A 16,756-nucleotide genomic window follows, 5' to 3' on the forward strand; every position below is an offset into this window, starting at 1 on the left:
CGAGAGTTGAGAATTGAAAGTTGAGAGTTACTTTACGGCAATTCTCAATTCTCTATTCTCAGCTCTTTTTCGCTTTTTAGAACGATATTTATTAACTAAAATATAAAGGAAAGATATTATGGCTGTAAGTATGGCTGATATAACCAAGCTCCGTAAAATGACCGGCGCTGGTATGATGGATTGCAAGAATGCATTGAATGATGCTGAAGGCGATTTCGACAAGGCAATGGAAATTATCCGTAAGAAGGGACAGGCTGTTGCCGCTAAGCGTTCAGACCGTGAAGCTTCTGAAGGTTGCGTTTTGGCTAAGACTACCGGTGACTTTGCGGTTATCATCGCTTTGAAGTGCGAAACCGATTTCGTTGCTCAGAATGCTGACTTCGTGAAACTGACTCAGGATATCCTTGATCTCGCTGTCGCCAACAAGTGCAAGACTTTGGATGAAGTGAAAGCGTTGCCGATGGGTAACGGTACCGTACAGGATGCTGTAACAGACCGTAGCGGTATTACAGGCGAGAAAATGGAACTCGACGGTTATCTGACCGTAGAGGGTACAACCACTGTTGTGTACAACCACATGAACAGAAACGGTCTTTGTACAATCGTTGCTTTCAACAAGGAAGTAAACGAGCAGTTGGCTAAGCAAGTAGCTATGCAGATTGCCGCTATGAATCCGTTGGCTATCGATGAAGACGGCGTATCTGAGGAAGTTAAGCAGAAAGAAATCGATGTTGCCATCGAGAAAACAAAAGCTGAACAAGTACAGAAGGCTGTTGAGGCTGCTTTGAAGAAAGCGAATATCAACCCGGCTCATGTAGACAGCGAAGACCACATGGAAAGCAACATGGCTAAGGGCTGGATTACAGCTGAAGACGTGGCAAAAGCTAAAGAAATCATCGCTACCGTTTCCGCTGAAAAGGCTGCTAACTTGCCCGAACAGATGATTCAGAACATCGCTAAGGGTCGTCTGGGTAAATTCTTGAAAGAAGTTTGCTTGCTGAACCAGGAAGACATCATGGATGCTAAGAAGACAGTAAGAGAAGTGCTGAAAGAAGCTGATCCCGAACTGAAGATCGTCGACTTCAAGCGTTTCACTTTGCGTGCTGAATAATTCTGTACGAATAGAAATAAATAGAAACGGTCGCATGGAAATATCCATAGCGGCCGTTTTTATTTATTATGTTTTTAAAGCGGAAGCAGGTTACCCCACCGGCTTGGTTTGTGTATATCCCTCTTTCTTCAGTAATTCCAGCACTTTTTGTTTAAAGTCTCCTTGTACAATGACTTCTCCGTCTTTGGCGCTTCCGCCCACGCCGCATTTACTTTTAAGGAACTTGCCCAATTCTTTCAAATCATCTTCCGTACCGACAAATCCGGTAATGAGAGTTACGACTTTACCACCCCGGTTCTTGCGGTCCAATTGTACGCGCAGACGCTGTTGGGAAGGTTGGAGAGTGGCTTGCTCTTCTTCATCATCCATTTCGTAATTGAAGTCGGGGTTGGTGGAGTACACCACGTTCAGTCTGTCTTTCCAGTCGTTGTCTTTTGGATTCTTAGCCATATATATCTATTTTAATTGTCTGTGAAAAGGAGTTCAAAAATACGGTTTTATAGGGAAGTTTGCAATCATAGGTAGAAATAATGTTAACCTTTTGTCATAGATATGTTATAGATTAGAAAAAAAGCACTACTTTTGTCAGTCATAATATTGAGAACTTAAAGGGAAGACTATGAACAATCAGTTACAAAAGAAAGACTCCATGAAGGTGCCGGAACCTACCTTGCGCCGGCTTCCGTGGTACCTTTCCAATGTAAAGTTGCTTAGAAAGAAAGGTGAACGCTTTGTTTCCTCTACTCAAATCTCCAAAGAAATCAATATTGATGCTTCCCAGATAGCAAAGGATTTGTCGTATGTCAATATCTCCGGCCGTACTCGTGTGGGGTATGAGATAGATACGTTGATTGCTGTATTGGAAGATTTTCTGGGATTTACCAATATACATAAAGCTTTTCTTTTCGGCGTAGGAAGCCTGGGAGGCGCGTTGTTGCGCGACTCCGGTTTGAATCATTTCGGGTTGGAGATTGTAGCGGCGTTCGATGTAAACCCGGATTTGGTGGGTACGACCTTGAATGGCATTCCTATTTATCACTCCAATGACTTTGAGAAGAAAATGCGCGAATATGATGTCAATATCGGTGTGTTGACAGTACCTATCGAGATTGCGCAGACCATTACGGATACTATGGTGGCCGGCGGCATTAAGGCCGTATGGAACTTTACTCCGTTCCGTATCCGCGTGCCGGAAGATATAGTAGTTCAGAACACCTCGTTGTATGCACATCTGGCTGTTATGTTTAACCGTTTGAACTTTAATGAGATAAAGTAATGAAGATTATTGCGGTAGGGATGAACTATGCACGGCATAATAAGGAGCTGGGGCATACTCAAATAAATCAGGAACCTGTTATCTTCATGAAACCCGATTCGGCCATCCTGAAAGACGGTAAGCCGTTTTTTGTTCCCGACTTTTCCAATGAGGTGCATTATGAGACGGAAGTTGTAGTGCGTATTTGCAGGCTGGGCAAGAATATCGCTCCGCGCTTTGCTCATCGTTACTATGATGCGGTGACGGTAGGTATTGATTTTACTGCCCGTGACTTGCAGAGGAAATTCCGTGAGGCCGGCAATCCGTGGGAGTTGTGTAAAGGGTTTGATAACTCGGCGGCTATCGGTACGTTCATTTCTCCGGAACAAGCCGGCGGTGACTTACAGAAGCTGGATTTTCATCTTGATATAGACGGTAAGGAAGTGCAGCGCGGTAATACGGCAGATATGCTTTTCAAGATAGATGATATAATAGCCTACGTCAGTCGCTTCATGACTTTGAAGATTGGCGACTTATTGTTTACGGGTACGCCGGCCGGTGTAGGGCCTGTCGGTATCGGGCAGCATTTGCAAGGTTATCTGGGAGAAGAAAAACTGCTCGATTTCTATATTCGCTGATTTCGGTTGCTTATTGTGTCAAAACAAAAGAATCAAAAAGATATGAAGATACGTGTTGGCTTTGGCTTTGATGTTCACCAATTGGTGGCAGGCAGAGAACTTTGGTTGGGTGGCGTGCGTTTGGAACATGAGAAAGGTCTGTTGGGACATTCGGATGCCGACGTATTGATACACGCCATTTGTGATGCATTGCTGGGGGCGGCGAATATGCGTGATATAGGTTATCACTTTCCAGATACGGCAGGTGAGTTCAAAAACATAGATAGCAAGATTCTGTTGAAGAAAACGGTAGAGCTGATAGGTGACAAAGGCTATTCTGTCGGTAATATCGATGCGACAATTTGTGCCGAACGTCCTAAATTGAAAGCGAATATACCTGCCATGCAGCAAACTCTTTCCGCTGTAATGGGGATTGATGAAGATGATATCTCCATAAAGGCCACTACCACGGAAAAACTGGGCTTTACCGGACGGGAGGAAGGTATATCCGCTTATGCAACCGTGTTGATAATGAAAGAATAGGCTGATTTAATCAGGGAGCGGTTACCGCCTTTCCGTTAACCGTCACGTTATCCAATGTCAGATTTACCACATTTTCCATTTGGATGGCTTTCGGGGCTTTCTTTACGGTTATATTTCTCAAGGTGATGTCGTACAGCTTGGCTTCGGGCAGTCCGTTAGCCATGAGAGCTACGCTGTCCACACGGTTGCAGGTTACATCTTCAATGCAGATGTTACGGAACAATGTAGGATGATTGCCGCCCCGGTATCCGTGATAGTTTGTACGGAAATTGATGACACCCCATAGACAGACATCCGCTTCAATGCGGCGCATATTCAGATTCTCAAAATAACCTCCTCTGTCTAAGTTGGACTTGAAGTATATGCCATTGCGGCAACTGTCTATCTTGCAGTCTTCGATATAGATATTTCGTACTCCGCCGGACATCTCGCTTCCGATAGTGATGGCCCAACGTGCGAAGTGGCAGTTGCGGATGATGACATTTTCCGTAGCCTGTCCGATGCGCCAGCCGTCCTGGTCGCGTCCGGATTTGATGGCGATGCCGTCGTCGCCTACATTGAAGTCCATTCCCTCTATCAGTACGTTGGTGCTGGATTCCGGGTCGCAGCCGTCATTGTTGTAGTTATTACTGTCGATATATACGTTTCGTACGGTTACGTTGTCACAGAATACGGGGTGGATAATCCAGAAAGGAGAATCGTATATCTTCAAGTCTTCCACCAATACGTTTTTGCAACCGTAAAATTGTATCATACAAGGACGTAGATAATGTCCTTCGCCGAATACGCGTTCGTAGACCGGAACGGAATCGATGCCCATTTGGCGCAGACGGTCTACGGCAGGGCCTTGTATGGCATGCCAGTCGTTGAAGGTCACCGAACCGTTTCCGTCGATAGTACCTTTGCCGGTTACTGCGACATTTGTGCACTGGTATGCGTAGATAAAGGGAGAGTAGTTGAAGCATTCCGTTCCTTCCCATTTAGTCAGTACCATAGGAAGGTAGTCGGCGGCTTCGGTAGAGAATTCCAGACGTGCACCTTCGGCGATATGCAGATTGATGTTACTTTTCAGCGTAATGGCTCCTTTGATGAAATAGTTTCCCGCGGGAATCAGTACGGTACCGCCGCCATCGGTGTTACATTGATTGATGGCTTTCAGGATGGCGGGACGGCTGTCGAAAGCTGTATCGTCTTTTGCTCCGTATTCGGTCACATCATAAATCGTATCGGCAAATGCAGGCGGTACGATATTTTTTAGTATTCCGGGTACTTTTGCCCATTCTCCGGTTTCTTTCCGGGGGGATGTGGCAGTGCATGCTACTATCGTCAATAAGAGAAGTAAGCACCAGAGTGCAGATTGTTTTTTCATGGTATTACAGTATCTAAATATGTACAAGGCAAAAATACGGGTTTCTTTCCGGGGAAAGGTGGATGAATTGATGTTTGAAATGGAATTTTTGATTGGATTTGTGCTATTGCCGGATTTTTACATAATTAAGTCGCGTCCATTTGTTTTTTCCAATGGTATAGGTGTTGGCAATACGTGCCGAGGCTATATGGACTGTTTCGTCTATCCGGTAAGCATGCTCCATGGCCGGCAGTTGGCATGAATGCCTGCTTGCCGTACGAGAGCTGATGCGGAAAGTTACAAGATTTCCGGAGGCGTCTTTCAGTTTCAGTATTTGTCGGACATAGAAGTAAGGGGTCGTACCTTTGACTTGCGTCTTATAGGGATCGTCTTCCAGACGGACACTGAAAATGGTTAGAACCAGATTCTCTACTTTTTCTCCCTCTTTGCCGAGATAGCGTCCGATAGACGGTTGTTGGGCTTTTCGTTGCAGGATGTCGATATATACGGAATGATATATCCGGGCGATTTGAGCGAAACGTTCTTGCTTGGGTATTCGGGGGGTGAACTTAAAAGCTATCCAAGTGAGATAGCCGGGATCCACTTGCAGAATCTCGTGCAGGTAATGTCCGTGGTATTTACCGAAAGAGATAATGTCGTCGCCTCTGTTCTGCATTCGTTTGGCGTTATATTCCACTAAAAACAGAGGGCGTGAAGAGTAATAACATAAAGTACTGGATATGCGTAAGGCTTCGTGTACGTCTTCGTCCAGGTCGAATATGTAAAATATGGATTGCTTTTCGGGTAAGGGGGAGTAAATCCAAAGTGAATAGCGGGGATGATCCGCTCTCGGCAGTACCACAAGATAAGCGCCAACTTCTTTGAAGGAGGTCTTTTGCCGGTTGTATGCATTGAGCTTTTGATACAACAAGTCTTGTTCTGTGGCGGTGATGCCTGGAATAAGCGGATTTGCCATACATCAATTTGCTTATTCCAAATATACGGAATTTTATTTAGAATCGTATCATCAGTTCCAGTACGATTTTGTCTTGTTCAGATTCTTTTGCAATACTGTTGTGGGCATAGAAATACTTTTCGTAATTCAGACGCAGGTCTGTGCGGAACGCTTTACTGAGACTGAAAGTGATACCGCCTGTCAGTCGCTGGCGTTTGTAGTCGGTGGTGATTAATGAACCGGTTTCCTCGTCGGTTGTTTTGGCGTCACTTTGGTCTGTCATCATGTCGTAGCGTAGCAGGAAAGACATTTTATTGAATACTTTCCGCAGGGGAAGGTCGTAATTGATAAATGTGTTTACGGCCTGTACATCTCCGAAGGCGTTGTCGGAGTATTGCTTGTATAGATATTCACCTTCTATATGGAAGCGGTGGAACTCATAGTAAGCGCCGATATCGTATGATTGTACGCGTATCTCTTTCGGCTGTATGCTTTGTACGCTCAGTGTCAGGTTCAGCCCTTTGGTGAAAAGGAATTGGGCTTTGGCGGAATAATTTATTTCTTTATGCCATTCCTTTTGATTGGTCAGTCCCGAACCGTTGTACAGTCCGCCTTCTATCGTGATGGGTAGTTCGGTAGGCAGGGTATATCCCAGTGTGACACCCACATCACGTACGTTACCTACTTGTTTGGCGATGAATGAACGGTTGGCAAAATATTGTTGGTGTGGTGAACGGTGTGCGTCGATGGTAAAGGGTACACGCATCTGTCCGGCGGTTACTGTCAGCCCTTTTGCCGGAAACAGGCGTGCATAGGCATCGAGCATTTTGATGCTTCCTTCGTCCGATAGGTCGATTTCGGCTTTATAGGCCACAATCGGTAAGACATTACCGGTGACACTGACACGTGCGTTTCGCACTTCAAAGCGTCCGGCGCCCATAGTGGTCTGGTATTCGTATTTGGAGCGGATGGTTCCATGAATTTCGGGCAGATAGTCTTTTGTTTCCAGTTTTTCTTTGTTTATCTTCTTTCCGTCCTCGTTGTTGTAGGCACTTTGGGCTTTCGCCGTAAAGGGCAGCAGGATGATGAGCAGCATCAATGCGCTTTTTTTCATAATTTGTTGTTGTCGATTTATTTACGGCGGCAAAGATACGGTCATATATGTTGTGTTTTTATGTCATATACGTTTCGTTTTTGTTACAAAATCAGAGAGAAAACTATATGTATCTATGTGAAGTCTTGCTAAAAAGGCGGGGCTTTTCTCTGTCTTCTACTCGAAAACCCGTATTTTTGCAGGCTAAAACGATGAATATCCGAGAAATGAACAAGATAGAAAAGCGAGTGCTGGTTGGTATGAGCGGTGGTATTGACAGTACCGCTACATGTTTGATGCTGCAAGAACAGGGCTACGAGATAATCGGCCTTACGATGTGGGTGTGGGGAGACGAACCGTTAGAGGCCCGTCAACTGGCTCGGAGTATGGGCATTGAACATCATGTGGCTGACGAACGTGAGGCCTTTCGCAATGTGATTGTTCAGAATTTTATAGATGAATACCGACAGGGGCGGACACCCAACCCTTGTGTGATGTGCAACCCTCTGTTTAAGTTCCGTATTCTTACGGAGTGGGCGGATAAATTGAATTGCCGGTATATTGCTACGGGGCACTATACCCGTTTGGAAGAACTGAATGGGAAAATATACATAGTCGCCGGGGACGATGAGAAGAAAGATCAGTCTTATTTTCTTTGGAGACTGGGGCAGGATGTTTTGAGACGCTGCCTTTTTCCATTAGGAGCATATACAAAATTGCAAGTACGTGATTACCTGCGGGATAAAGGTTATACGCTGAAGGCCGAAGAAGGGGAAAGCATGGAAGTCTGTTTCATAAAGGGAGATTATCGGGATTTTCTGCGCGAACATTCTCCGGAGATAGACGATGAAGTAGGACCGGGCTGGTTTGTCAATTCGGAAGGGGTGAAGTTGGGAGAACATAAGGGCTTTCCTTACTATACCATCGGACAACGGAAAGGACTTGAAATCGCATTGGGAAAACCCGCTTATGTGTTGAAAATCAATCCGCAGAAGAATACCGTAATGCTGGGAGATGCAGAGCAACTCAAAGCGGAATATATGCTTGCGGAACAGGATAATCTGATTGATGAGGGAGAGGTTCTCGGAAGCAGTGGACTGACGGTTCGCATCCGCTATCGCAGTAAGCCGGTTCCTTGTTCGGTAAAACGCCTGGAAGACGGACGGTTACTGGTACATTTTGAGGCGGAAGCATCTGCCATTGCACCGGGACAGTCTGCTGTATTCTACATCGGAAAACGGGTGGCAGGCGGTTCGTTTATCGCTTCGCAACGGGGTATCGGTATGTATATTTAGAGAATTAAGAATGGAAATTTGAAAATAAAAAGAGATTGATGAGGAAGAGATTAATTATTCTTTCAGTTTTAGCGTTGTTTGTGGCAGGTGCATCGGCACAGCAAGATACGTTGAAATATCGTATTAGTTTAAGAGACAAGGCAGCTACCGTTTATTCATTGGAACGTCCGGAACAGTTTCTTTCGGAGAAAGCCATTGCAAGACGCCAAAAACAGAATCTGGCGATTGACTCCACCGATCTGCCGGTTTGCCGTAAGTATATCGATGAGATACGCAGGCAAGGAGTGAATATCGTGGTTGAGGGAAAATGGGAAAACTTTGTTACGGTTTCCTGCAATGATTCTACTTTGATTGACCGTATTGCCGCATTGCCGTTTGTACGTACTGCGGAAAAGGTATGGACTGCTCCGAAAATGAATGAAGGGACGAGGGTCGCAACACGTGATTCTGTAATTAATGAGCCGAAGATATACACTGACAGTATTTACGGACCTGCTATCACCCAAATTCAGTTGAGCAATGGAGATAAATTGCATGATGCCGGATTTAAGGGGCAGGGAATGACGATTGCTGTCATTGATGCCGGATTTCATAATTTGGATAAGATAACGGCAATGCGGAACATCCGTGTTTTAGGTGTTAAAGATTTTGTCAATCCTCAGGCGGATTTATTTGCTGAGAGCAGTCATGGACTGAGTGTGCTTTCTTGTATCGGAATGAACCGGCCGGGTATTATGACAGGTACCGCACCTGAAGCTTCTTTTTGGCTGCTTCGCAGTGAGGATGAATATTCCGAGCATTTGGTAGAGCAGGACTATTGGGCTGCCGCCGTAGAATTTGCCGATAGTGTGGGTGTGGACGTGCTTAATACCTCTTTGGGGTATTATGCTTTCGATGATAAATCGAAAAATTATAAATACCGTGATTTGGATGGACGCCATGCTTTGATGTCCCGTCAGGCCTCACATATAGCTGATAAGGGTATGGTGTTGGTGTGCAGTGCCGGTAATTCGGGAATGGGGGCTTGGAAAAAGATAACTCCTCCGGGAGATGCTGAGAATGTATTGACGGTAGGCGCTATCAACAAACAAGCGGTACTGGCTCCGTTCTCTTCTATCGGCAATACGGCCGATAACCGGATTAAGCCGGATGTTGTAGCTGTGGGTGAAGGATCGGATGTGATTCGTACGGACGGGAATCAAGGCAAAGCAAACGGGACTTCTTTTTCTTCGCCCATCATGTGTGGAATGGTGGCTTGTTTATGGCAGGCATGTCCCCGGCTGACCGCGAAGGAACTGATTGAATTGGTTCGTACTTCCGGTGACCGTGCCGACTATCCGGATAATATCTATGGTTATGGTGTGCCGGATATGTGGAAAGCTTATAATAGTTATAAGCAAAAGAAGTAAAAAAACAGAAACCTTCAAACCTATACTTTATATTTAAAAACGTGGATGCATTATCACTATACGACTTGAATGCTCTGGTACGCCGAAGCTTGGAACAATGTCTGCCTGATACCTATTGGATACAGGCGGAATTAAGCGATGTACGTACCAACAGCACCGGACATTGTTATCTGGAGTTCGTACAGAAGGATGCCCGTAGTAATAGTTTGATAGCCAAGGCAAGAGGAACAATCTGGTCGAATGTATTTCGTCTGTTGAAACCTTATTTTGAGGAAGCCACAGGACAGGCATTTGTTTCGGGTATCAAAGTGTTGGTGCAAGTTACCGTCAGCTTCCATGAGCTGTATGGATACAGTCTTACGGTACAGGATATAGACCCCACCTATACTTTGGGTGATATGGCTCGTCGTCGTAAGGAAATTCTGAAACAATTGGAAGAAGAAGGGGTACTCACTTTAAATAAAGAATTGAAAATACCTCGCTTGCCGCAGCGTATCGCGGTTATTTCTTCCCCAACCGCTGCCGGATACGGTGACTTTTGCCACCAGTTACAAAATAATCCGGGAGGTTTTTACTTCCATACGGAGCTTTTTCCGGCATTGATGCAAGGTGAGCGTGTTGAAGAATCTGTTTTGGCTGCTTTGGACAAGATAAACTCCCGCTTGGATAATTTCGATGTGGTGGTCATTATTCGTGGTGGTGGAGCAACCTCCGACCTTTCCGGGTTTGATACTTATTTGCTCGCGGCGGCCTGTGCGCAGTTTCCTTTACCTGTTATTACAGGTATCGGGCATGAGCGTGACGATACGGTGATTGATTCTGTAGTCCACACCCGTGTCAAGACTCCTACTGCTGCTGCGGAATTCCTGATAGACTGTATGAATGACGCTGCCGATGAGTTGGATTTGTTGGCTGCCCGTTTATACGATGGTGCCCGGAATTTGCTGATGCAAGAACATCAGAGGTTAGTATCCTGTAAGAATCGTATTCCTTCCGCTGCTTATAGTTGTATCTCGGATGCGAAATTAACTTTACTTACCGTTCGAAAAGATATTGTACAAGCTGTAACGTCTTCTTTGTTTCGTCAACATCATCGGCTGGAACTACTTCAACAGCGGCTGATGGATGCTTCCCCGGAAAAACAACTGGCCCGTGGTTACAGTATTACATTGAAAAACGGTAAAGCTGTAAAGAATACTTCTCTCCTAAACGAGGGTGATGAAATCATCACTCGATTGTATCACGGAGAAGTGATTTCAGTAGTAACGAATAAATCGTCAAAAAATAAATAATCCTATGCCTACACCCAAGAAAAAAGAGACGTATTCCCAAGCAATGGAACGGCTGGAGAAAATTGTCAGTCAGATAGACAACAATGAGTTGGAAATAGATGCACTTGCCGAAAAGATAAAAGAAGCGAATGAAATCATTGCATTTTGTAGTGATAAATTGACCAAGGCAGATTGTGAGGTCAAAAAACTTTTATCGGATAAACAGCAAGATTAAACAACCTGGAACGGCTTTTTGTTAGCTCGATTTTTAATGTATTAATATTATATAACTCTTTTAGAGGCTGAAAGAGAAGATTCTGCTTTTTCTTTATTATTATAATAATTAATTTCGCTGGCGAATTTGTTTAAGATAAATAATAAATTGTAAAAGGTGGAGGACTTTGCTGACTTTGATTTCTTTTTTAAAGAATATTATGTCCCTCTTTATTCCTATGCACATTCTCTCATTAACAATTGGGAAGTAAGCCGTGATATAGCGAGTGATGCTTTTGAATATATATGGAAGAATTTTGATAGGATAGAGAAGGCCACGGCTAAGTCGTATCTCTTTATATATGTACGCAATCGCTCTATCGACTATCTGAGACACCAAGACATACATTACGCTTATGCTGAATTCTCTCAGAAATTGTATGAAAATTATACTGAAGTGGAATTTAAGGAACAAGACGAACGTATGGTGAAGATTCAGAAAGTATTGGATGGAATGACACCGCATACGAGACACATCCTGGAAGAGTGCTATCTACATGAGAAGAAATATAAAGAAGTAGCCGCAGAATTGAATATAAGCATAAGTGCGGTTAGAAAACATATTGTTAAAGCCTTGAAAGCAATTCGGGAAGAATTTGCTAAATAAACCTAAAAAATAGGCTAAACGGTTCAAAATAAGTTTTATAAACGCAATTATAATAGAGTATTAACTAATTAGCGGATTTATGAGTAATCAAGATAGTACATCTGAATTTGAGAAAGCATTGGATTTAATGGAGAGCTCATCCGATATTTCTGATAAGAAATGGGAAGATTTGGAAGATGCGGAGACATTAGATGCCTGTAAGGATTTGATGGATGTCAGATTTCTTTTACATAAGCACCAAGCTTCCGGTATGGTCGACGTTGAGGCTGAGCTAGCCCGTTTGAAAAGCAGACGCAATAGGAAAAAATATCTTAAGATGTTTTGGATATGGAGCGGTTCGGTGGCAGCTATCTTGGTAGGAGCTTTTTTCTCATTGAATTATCTATTTAATGTACCGGTTACTTCGCCTAAATCAGTCACGGTGTTTGCTGCAGATCCGAATGAGCAGCGTATTGTTCTGGAATTAAATGACGGTAAGCAGTTCTTTTTGGACGATGAGCCTAAAAAAGAAAACAAACAGGTGGAAAAACGGCGAACTCTTGATTATACCAATCTGGCAAAGACTTCCGTTCCGGTAGTAAAAAAAATGTTGCAGACTCATTCTATTGTCATTCCCAGAGGCGAGACATTCAAATTGATTCTTTGTGATGGTACGGAGGTTTGGCTGAATGCCAATAGTAAATTGGTTTATCCTACCGCTTTTATAGAAAAGGAACGTACGGTTTTTCTTGAAGGAGAAGCGTACTTTAAAGTTACAAAAGACGCAAAGCCTTTTATCGTAAAGACAGATTATTTGCAGACTAAGGTTCTAGGAACAGAATTTAATGTGAAAAGTTATACGGCTGAAAACAGTCATGTAACACTGATTAGCGGTAAAGTACAGGTTCGCAGTCATGAAAATGCACGTTTTGTGGATTTGGAACCGGGTAAAGACGCCATGCTTCTTTCCGATGGATTGTTTGAGGTGAAAGAAGTAAACAGTGAAGCCTATACTTATTGGAAAGACGGATATTTCTATTTTGACGAACTGCCGTTGGCGGATATCATGAAGTCTATCGGACGTTGGTATAATGTGAACGTTACATTTAGAAATAAAGAAGCCATGGCATATCGCATACATTTTATGTCTAATCGCCAAAGTGGCATCGAAGAAACTATTCGTTTAATGAATCGTTTAAAAAAGGTAACGTTAACACTTTGTGAGAATACAGTCTATGTTGACTAAATGAATGCATATTTTGTGTAAATTCTTCCATATTGTAGATGCTTTTTAGAGAAAAAGTTTCATGAATCGAAAAAAATAAGGAAAAGAGGTGTCTTGTTATTCAAGTCGTACGCACTATTAATAAATGAAGCTTCGCTAATATTATTAAAAATAAACGTATGATGAGAAGAAAGAGGTACTTATTATTTCCGCTTTTCTTTTTCCTATTTTGGCTTCCGTTCTGTGCGGAAGCTCAAGTGAGTGAGAAGAAACTTACGGTAGAGTTTAAAAATGAAGAGCTATCTTCCGTATTTAAACAGTTAAGCAAAATTTCGGGTTATAAAATCCTTTTTACGTATGATGATGTGAAGCCATATACGTATAGCGGTGTCATCAAGGATAAAAATATCCGGGAGGCTTTGGATATTGTCCTGTCGGGTAAGAAACTTGAGTACAATATCGATAAGGAATTTATTACCATTACAACGAAAGGCCCGTCCAAACAGGCTAAAGTATATACGGTAAACGGTGTTGTGTTGTCGGCTGATGATGGTGAACCGCTTATCGGAGCTACCGTTATGGTGAAAGGTACTTCTACCGGTGTGCTGACGGATATGGACGGTAAATTTACATTACCTAATGTGTCCAGTCGTTCCAAGTTGGAATTTTCCTATGTAGGTATGCTGCCGCAGTCACTTTCTCCCTCACCGACAATGAAAGTGTCTCTGCAATCGGATGTACAGACACTGTCGGAGGTTGTTGTGACGGGTATGCAGCGTATGGATAAACGTATGTTTACCGGCGCTACCGACCAGTTAAAGGCAGAAAATATAAAAATGGATGGTATGGCGGATATCAGCCGCGGTCTGGAAGGACGTTCGGCCGGTGTCTCCGTACAAAACGTATCCGGAACTTTCGGTACGGCGCCCAAAATTCGCGTACGTGGCGCAACTTCCATTTATGGTAGTTCCAAGCCTTTGTGGGTTGTTGATGGAGTTATCATGGAAGATGCTATCGAGGTGGGAGCAGACGATCTTTCTTCCGGTGATGCCGAAACATTGATCAGTTCCGCTATCGCAGGTTTAAATCCGGATGATATCGAAAGTTTTCAAATTCTGAAAGACGGTTCGGCGACGTCTATTTATGGTGCACGTGCTATGGCGGGTGTAATTGTCGTGACTACTAAAAAAGGTTCGGCCGGAGTACATAAAATCAGTTATACAGGCGAGTTTACTACCCGTATGATTCCCAGTTATAAAGAGTTCAATATTATGAATTCTCAGGAACAAATGGGTATTTATAAGGAACTGGAGCAGAAAGGCTGGTTGAATAATAGCGATACTTACCGTGCCAAGAACAGCGGTGTATATGGTAAAATGTACCAGCTGATAAATCAGTATAATGAGACTACCGGACAATTCGGTCTTGCGAACACGACAGCAGCGCGCAACTCTTATTTGCGTCAGGCGGAGATGAGAAATACGGATTGGTTTGACGCTTTATTCTCTAATAACATTATTCAGAACCATTCGGTCAGTATTACTTCCGGTTCGGAAAAAGCATCTTATTATGCTTCATTGAGTGCTATGTCCGATCCGGGTTGGTACAAGCAGAGTGAAGTCAGACGCTACACCGCTAATCTGAATACTACCTACAATATGTATAAGAATCTGTCTGTGAACATGATTGCCAATGCTTCTTATCGTAAACAGAAAGCACCGGGCACATTGAGTTCGGAGATTAACGCGGCGAGCGGTGAGGTCAGTCGTCAGTTTGATATCAATCCATATTCTTACGCGTTGAATACCTCGCGTGCGTTAGACCCTTCGGTTGACTATACAACAAACTATGCTCCATTCAATATTTTGCATGAATTGGATAATAACTACATTGATTTAAACGTCGTTGATGTAAAGTTCCAGGGTGAAATGCGTTGGAAAGTAATTCCGGGATTGGAAATCAGCGCTTTGGGTTCGGTAAAATATCAGGCTTCCTCGCAGGAGCATAATATCAAGGATGATTCCAATCAGGCAACGGCCTATCGTACCGGTATGGATGATGCGACGATACGTGATGCGAATAATCTGCTTTATACCAATCCGGATAATCCGTATGCATTGCCTATCACTGTTTTGCCGGAAGGCGGTATCTATCAACGGAAGGATTATCGTATGCTTGGAATTGACTTTCGTGGTACTTTGTCATGGAACCACATGTTTAAAGAAAAGCACATGACTAACTTGTTTGCCGGTCTTGAAGTGAATAATCTGGAGCGTTCGCAGAATTATTTTCAGGGTTGGGGTATGCAATATACTATGGGGGAGATACCTTATTACGTATATGAGTACTTCAAGAAAGGTATTGAAGCAGGAGAACCTTACTATGGGTTAAGCCATTCAACTACCCGTAGCGTGGCCGGATTTACTAATTTGGCTTATTCTTATGACGGTCGTTATACATTAAACGGAACTTTCCGTTATGAAGGAACAAACCGTATGGGACGGAGTCGTTCTGCCCGTTGGTTGCCTACTTGGAATATTTCAGGTGCGTGGAATGTGCATGAAGAGGATTTCTTTGATAAAGCTTTTGCGCCTGCCTTGTCACACTTGACGTTGAAAGCGTCTTATTCATTGACAGCCGACCGTGGTCCGGAGTATGTAACCAATTCACAGGCAATTATCATGAGTTATTCTCCTTATCGTCCTTTTACGGACGGACAGGAAACCGGACTTTATGTTTCTGACCCGGAGAACAGTGAACTGACTTATGAGAAAAAGCACGAGTTGAACATCGGCGCGGATATGGGTTTCTTAAACAACCGCATCAATTTTGCAGTGGACTGGTACAAGCGTAATAACTACGATTTGATAGGTATCATCGCTACGCAAGGCGTAGGCGGTACTATCTATAAATATGCCAATATCGCTTCCATGAAGTCGCATGGTGTTGAGTTCACGCTTTCTACCAAAAATGTAAAGTCGCAGTCGTTCTCATGGAATACGGACTTCATCTTCTCTTACGCGAAAAATGAAGTAACCGATTTGAAGTCACGTGCCAGCATGATGGAACTTGTATCAGGAAACGGTTTTGCCATGCAAGGATATCCTGTACGCGGCTTATTCTCCATTCCATTTGCAGGATTGGATAAGAACGGTATTCCTCAATATTTGATTAATGGAGAAGTTACCAGTACGAATATTGACTTCCAGACACGCGAAAATTTGGATTATTTGAAGTACGAAGGTCCTACCGATCCGACTATAACGGGTAGTTTAGGTAATATCTTTACCTATAAAGGGTTTAAGCTGAATGTCTTTATGACATATTCATTCGGTAATGTAGTCCGCATGAATCCTTGTTTCAGCTACCAGTATTCGGATTTGTCTTCTATGCCTCGTGAGTTTAAGAACCGCTGGACAGTACCGGGTGATGAGGCTCGTACAAATATTCCGGCTATCATCTCCAAACGGCAGTATTATGAAAACCAGAATTTGGTGTATGCTTACAATGCTTACAATTATTCAACAGAGCGTATCGCCAAAGGTGATTTCATTCGTATGAAGGAGATTTCTCTTGCCTATGAATTTCCAAAAGCCTGGATAGAACCGGCCAAGATATCCAACCTGTCACTGAAGTTGCAGGCTACCAACCTCTTCCTCATTTATGCGGATAAGAAGTTGAACGGACAGGACCCGGAATTCTTTAATACCGGTGGTGTTGCCGCTCCGGTACCTCGCCAATTTACATTGACGCTTAGAGTAGGTTTTTAATTCAT

The 16,756-nt window shown here is 43.5% G+C and carries 15 protein-coding genes; 11 read left to right on the plus strand and 4 right to left on the minus strand.

Going from position 1 to position 16,756, the window contains the following annotated elements; genetic code table 11:
• Window positions 1–118: 118 nt before the first annotated feature.
• Window positions 119–1,111, plus strand: a complete 993-nt coding sequence (gene tsf / locus I2F54_RS02820; RefSeq protein WP_009122792.1) for a translation elongation factor Ts — start codon at window positions 119–121, stop codon at window positions 1,109–1,111.
• Between the two features lie 90 nt (window positions 1,112–1,201).
• On the opposite strand, the gene I2F54_RS02825 is transcribed toward tsf, so the two are convergent.
• Window positions 1,202–1,561, minus strand: coding sequence for a translation initiation factor (locus tag I2F54_RS02825; protein ID WP_087412878.1), 360 nt, complete (start codon window positions 1,559–1,561; stop codon window positions 1,202–1,204).
• A 169-nt stretch (window positions 1,562–1,730) separates the two neighbouring features.
• Here I2F54_RS02825 and I2F54_RS02830 point away from each other — a divergent pair, with 169 nt between their 5' ends.
• From I2F54_RS02830 to ispF, 3 genes are read left to right on the plus strand one after another with little or no spacing between them, the layout of a single operon-like run.
• Window positions 1,731–2,387, plus strand: coding sequence for a redox-sensing transcriptional repressor Rex (locus I2F54_RS02830; protein ID WP_009122790.1), 657 nt, complete (start codon window positions 1,731–1,733; stop codon window positions 2,385–2,387).
• A complete protein-coding gene (locus I2F54_RS02835; protein WP_087426945.1) occupies window positions 2,387–3,004 on the plus strand; it encodes a fumarylacetoacetate hydrolase family protein in 618 nt (205 codons plus the stop codon). The genes I2F54_RS02830 and I2F54_RS02835 overlap by 1 nt, the downstream gene beginning before the upstream one ends.
• 42 nt (window positions 3,005–3,046) lie before the next feature.
• Window positions 3,047–3,526, plus strand: a complete 480-nt coding sequence (ispF, locus tag I2F54_RS02840; protein ID WP_039950980.1) for a 2-C-methyl-D-erythritol 2,4-cyclodiphosphate synthase — start codon at window positions 3,047–3,049, stop codon at window positions 3,524–3,526.
• 10 nt (window positions 3,527–3,536) lie between these two features.
• Here the strand turns inward: ispF and I2F54_RS02845 are convergent, their stop codons facing one another.
• The 3 genes from I2F54_RS02845 to I2F54_RS02855 form a co-directional block, all read right to left on the minus strand.
• A complete protein-coding gene (locus I2F54_RS02845) occupies window positions 3,537–4,895 on the minus strand; it encodes a glycoside hydrolase family 28 protein (RefSeq protein ID WP_009122787.1) in 1,359 nt (452 codons plus the stop codon).
• 103 nt (window positions 4,896–4,998) lie between these two features.
• Window positions 4,999–5,850 carry an exodeoxyribonuclease X C-terminal domain-containing protein gene (locus I2F54_RS02850; protein WP_195500474.1) on the minus strand — a complete coding sequence of 284 codons (852 nt, stop codon included), beginning with the start codon at window positions 5,848–5,850 and terminating at the stop codon, window positions 4,999–5,001.
• A gap of 37 nt (window positions 5,851–5,887) precedes the next feature.
• A complete protein-coding gene (locus I2F54_RS02855; protein WP_195500475.1) occupies window positions 5,888–6,943 on the minus strand; it encodes a porin in 1,056 nt (351 codons plus the stop codon).
• 206 nt (window positions 6,944–7,149) lie between these two features.
• Between I2F54_RS02855 and mnmA the strand changes: the two genes are divergently transcribed.
• The 7 genes from mnmA to I2F54_RS02890 all read left to right on the plus strand — a co-directional run bounded on the left by mnmA (window position 7,150) and on the right by I2F54_RS02890 (window position 16,751).
• Window positions 7,150–8,217: a tRNA 2-thiouridine(34) synthase MnmA gene (mnmA, locus tag I2F54_RS02860; protein WP_129618653.1), complete on the plus strand. Its 1,068-nt coding sequence runs from the start codon at window positions 7,150–7,152 to the stop codon at window positions 8,215–8,217.
• A gap of 38 nt (window positions 8,218–8,255) precedes the next feature.
• Window positions 8,256–9,626 carry a S8 family peptidase gene (locus tag I2F54_RS02865; protein ID WP_195500476.1) on the plus strand — a complete coding sequence of 457 codons (1,371 nt, stop codon included), beginning with the start codon at window positions 8,256–8,258 and terminating at the stop codon, window positions 9,624–9,626.
• Between the two features lie 41 nt (window positions 9,627–9,667).
• Entirely contained in the window at window positions 9,668–10,918 is a 1,251-nt protein-coding gene (xseA, locus tag I2F54_RS02870) for an exodeoxyribonuclease VII large subunit (protein ID WP_195500477.1), read from the plus strand.
• Between the two features lie 4 nt (window positions 10,919–10,922).
• Window positions 10,923–11,132, plus strand: a complete 210-nt coding sequence (xseB, locus tag I2F54_RS02875) for an exodeoxyribonuclease VII small subunit (protein ID WP_009122781.1) — start codon at window positions 10,923–10,925, stop codon at window positions 11,130–11,132.
• Window positions 11,133–11,288: 156 nt separating this feature from the next.
• Complete coding sequence (locus I2F54_RS02880) at window positions 11,289–11,777, plus strand: RNA polymerase sigma-70 factor (protein ID WP_009122780.1); 489 nt, start codon at window positions 11,289–11,291, stop codon at window positions 11,775–11,777.
• 79 nt (window positions 11,778–11,856) lie between these two features.
• The gene (locus I2F54_RS02885; RefSeq protein ID WP_195500478.1) at window positions 11,857–13,002 is read left to right on the plus strand and encodes a FecR family protein; all 1,146 of its coding nucleotides are present in this window, start codon (window positions 11,857–11,859) and stop codon (window positions 13,000–13,002) included.
• 161 nt (window positions 13,003–13,163) lie between these two features.
• A complete protein-coding gene (locus tag I2F54_RS02890; RefSeq protein ID WP_162609573.1) occupies window positions 13,164–16,751 on the plus strand; it encodes a SusC/RagA family TonB-linked outer membrane protein in 3,588 nt (1,195 codons plus the stop codon).
• The last annotated feature ends 5 nt before the right edge of the window (window positions 16,752–16,756 follow it).

Origin of the sequence: Bacteroides clarus (genome assembly GCF_015555825.1) — a bacterium.
GTDB lineage: Bacteria > Bacteroidota > Bacteroidia > Bacteroidales > Bacteroidaceae > Bacteroides > Bacteroides clarus.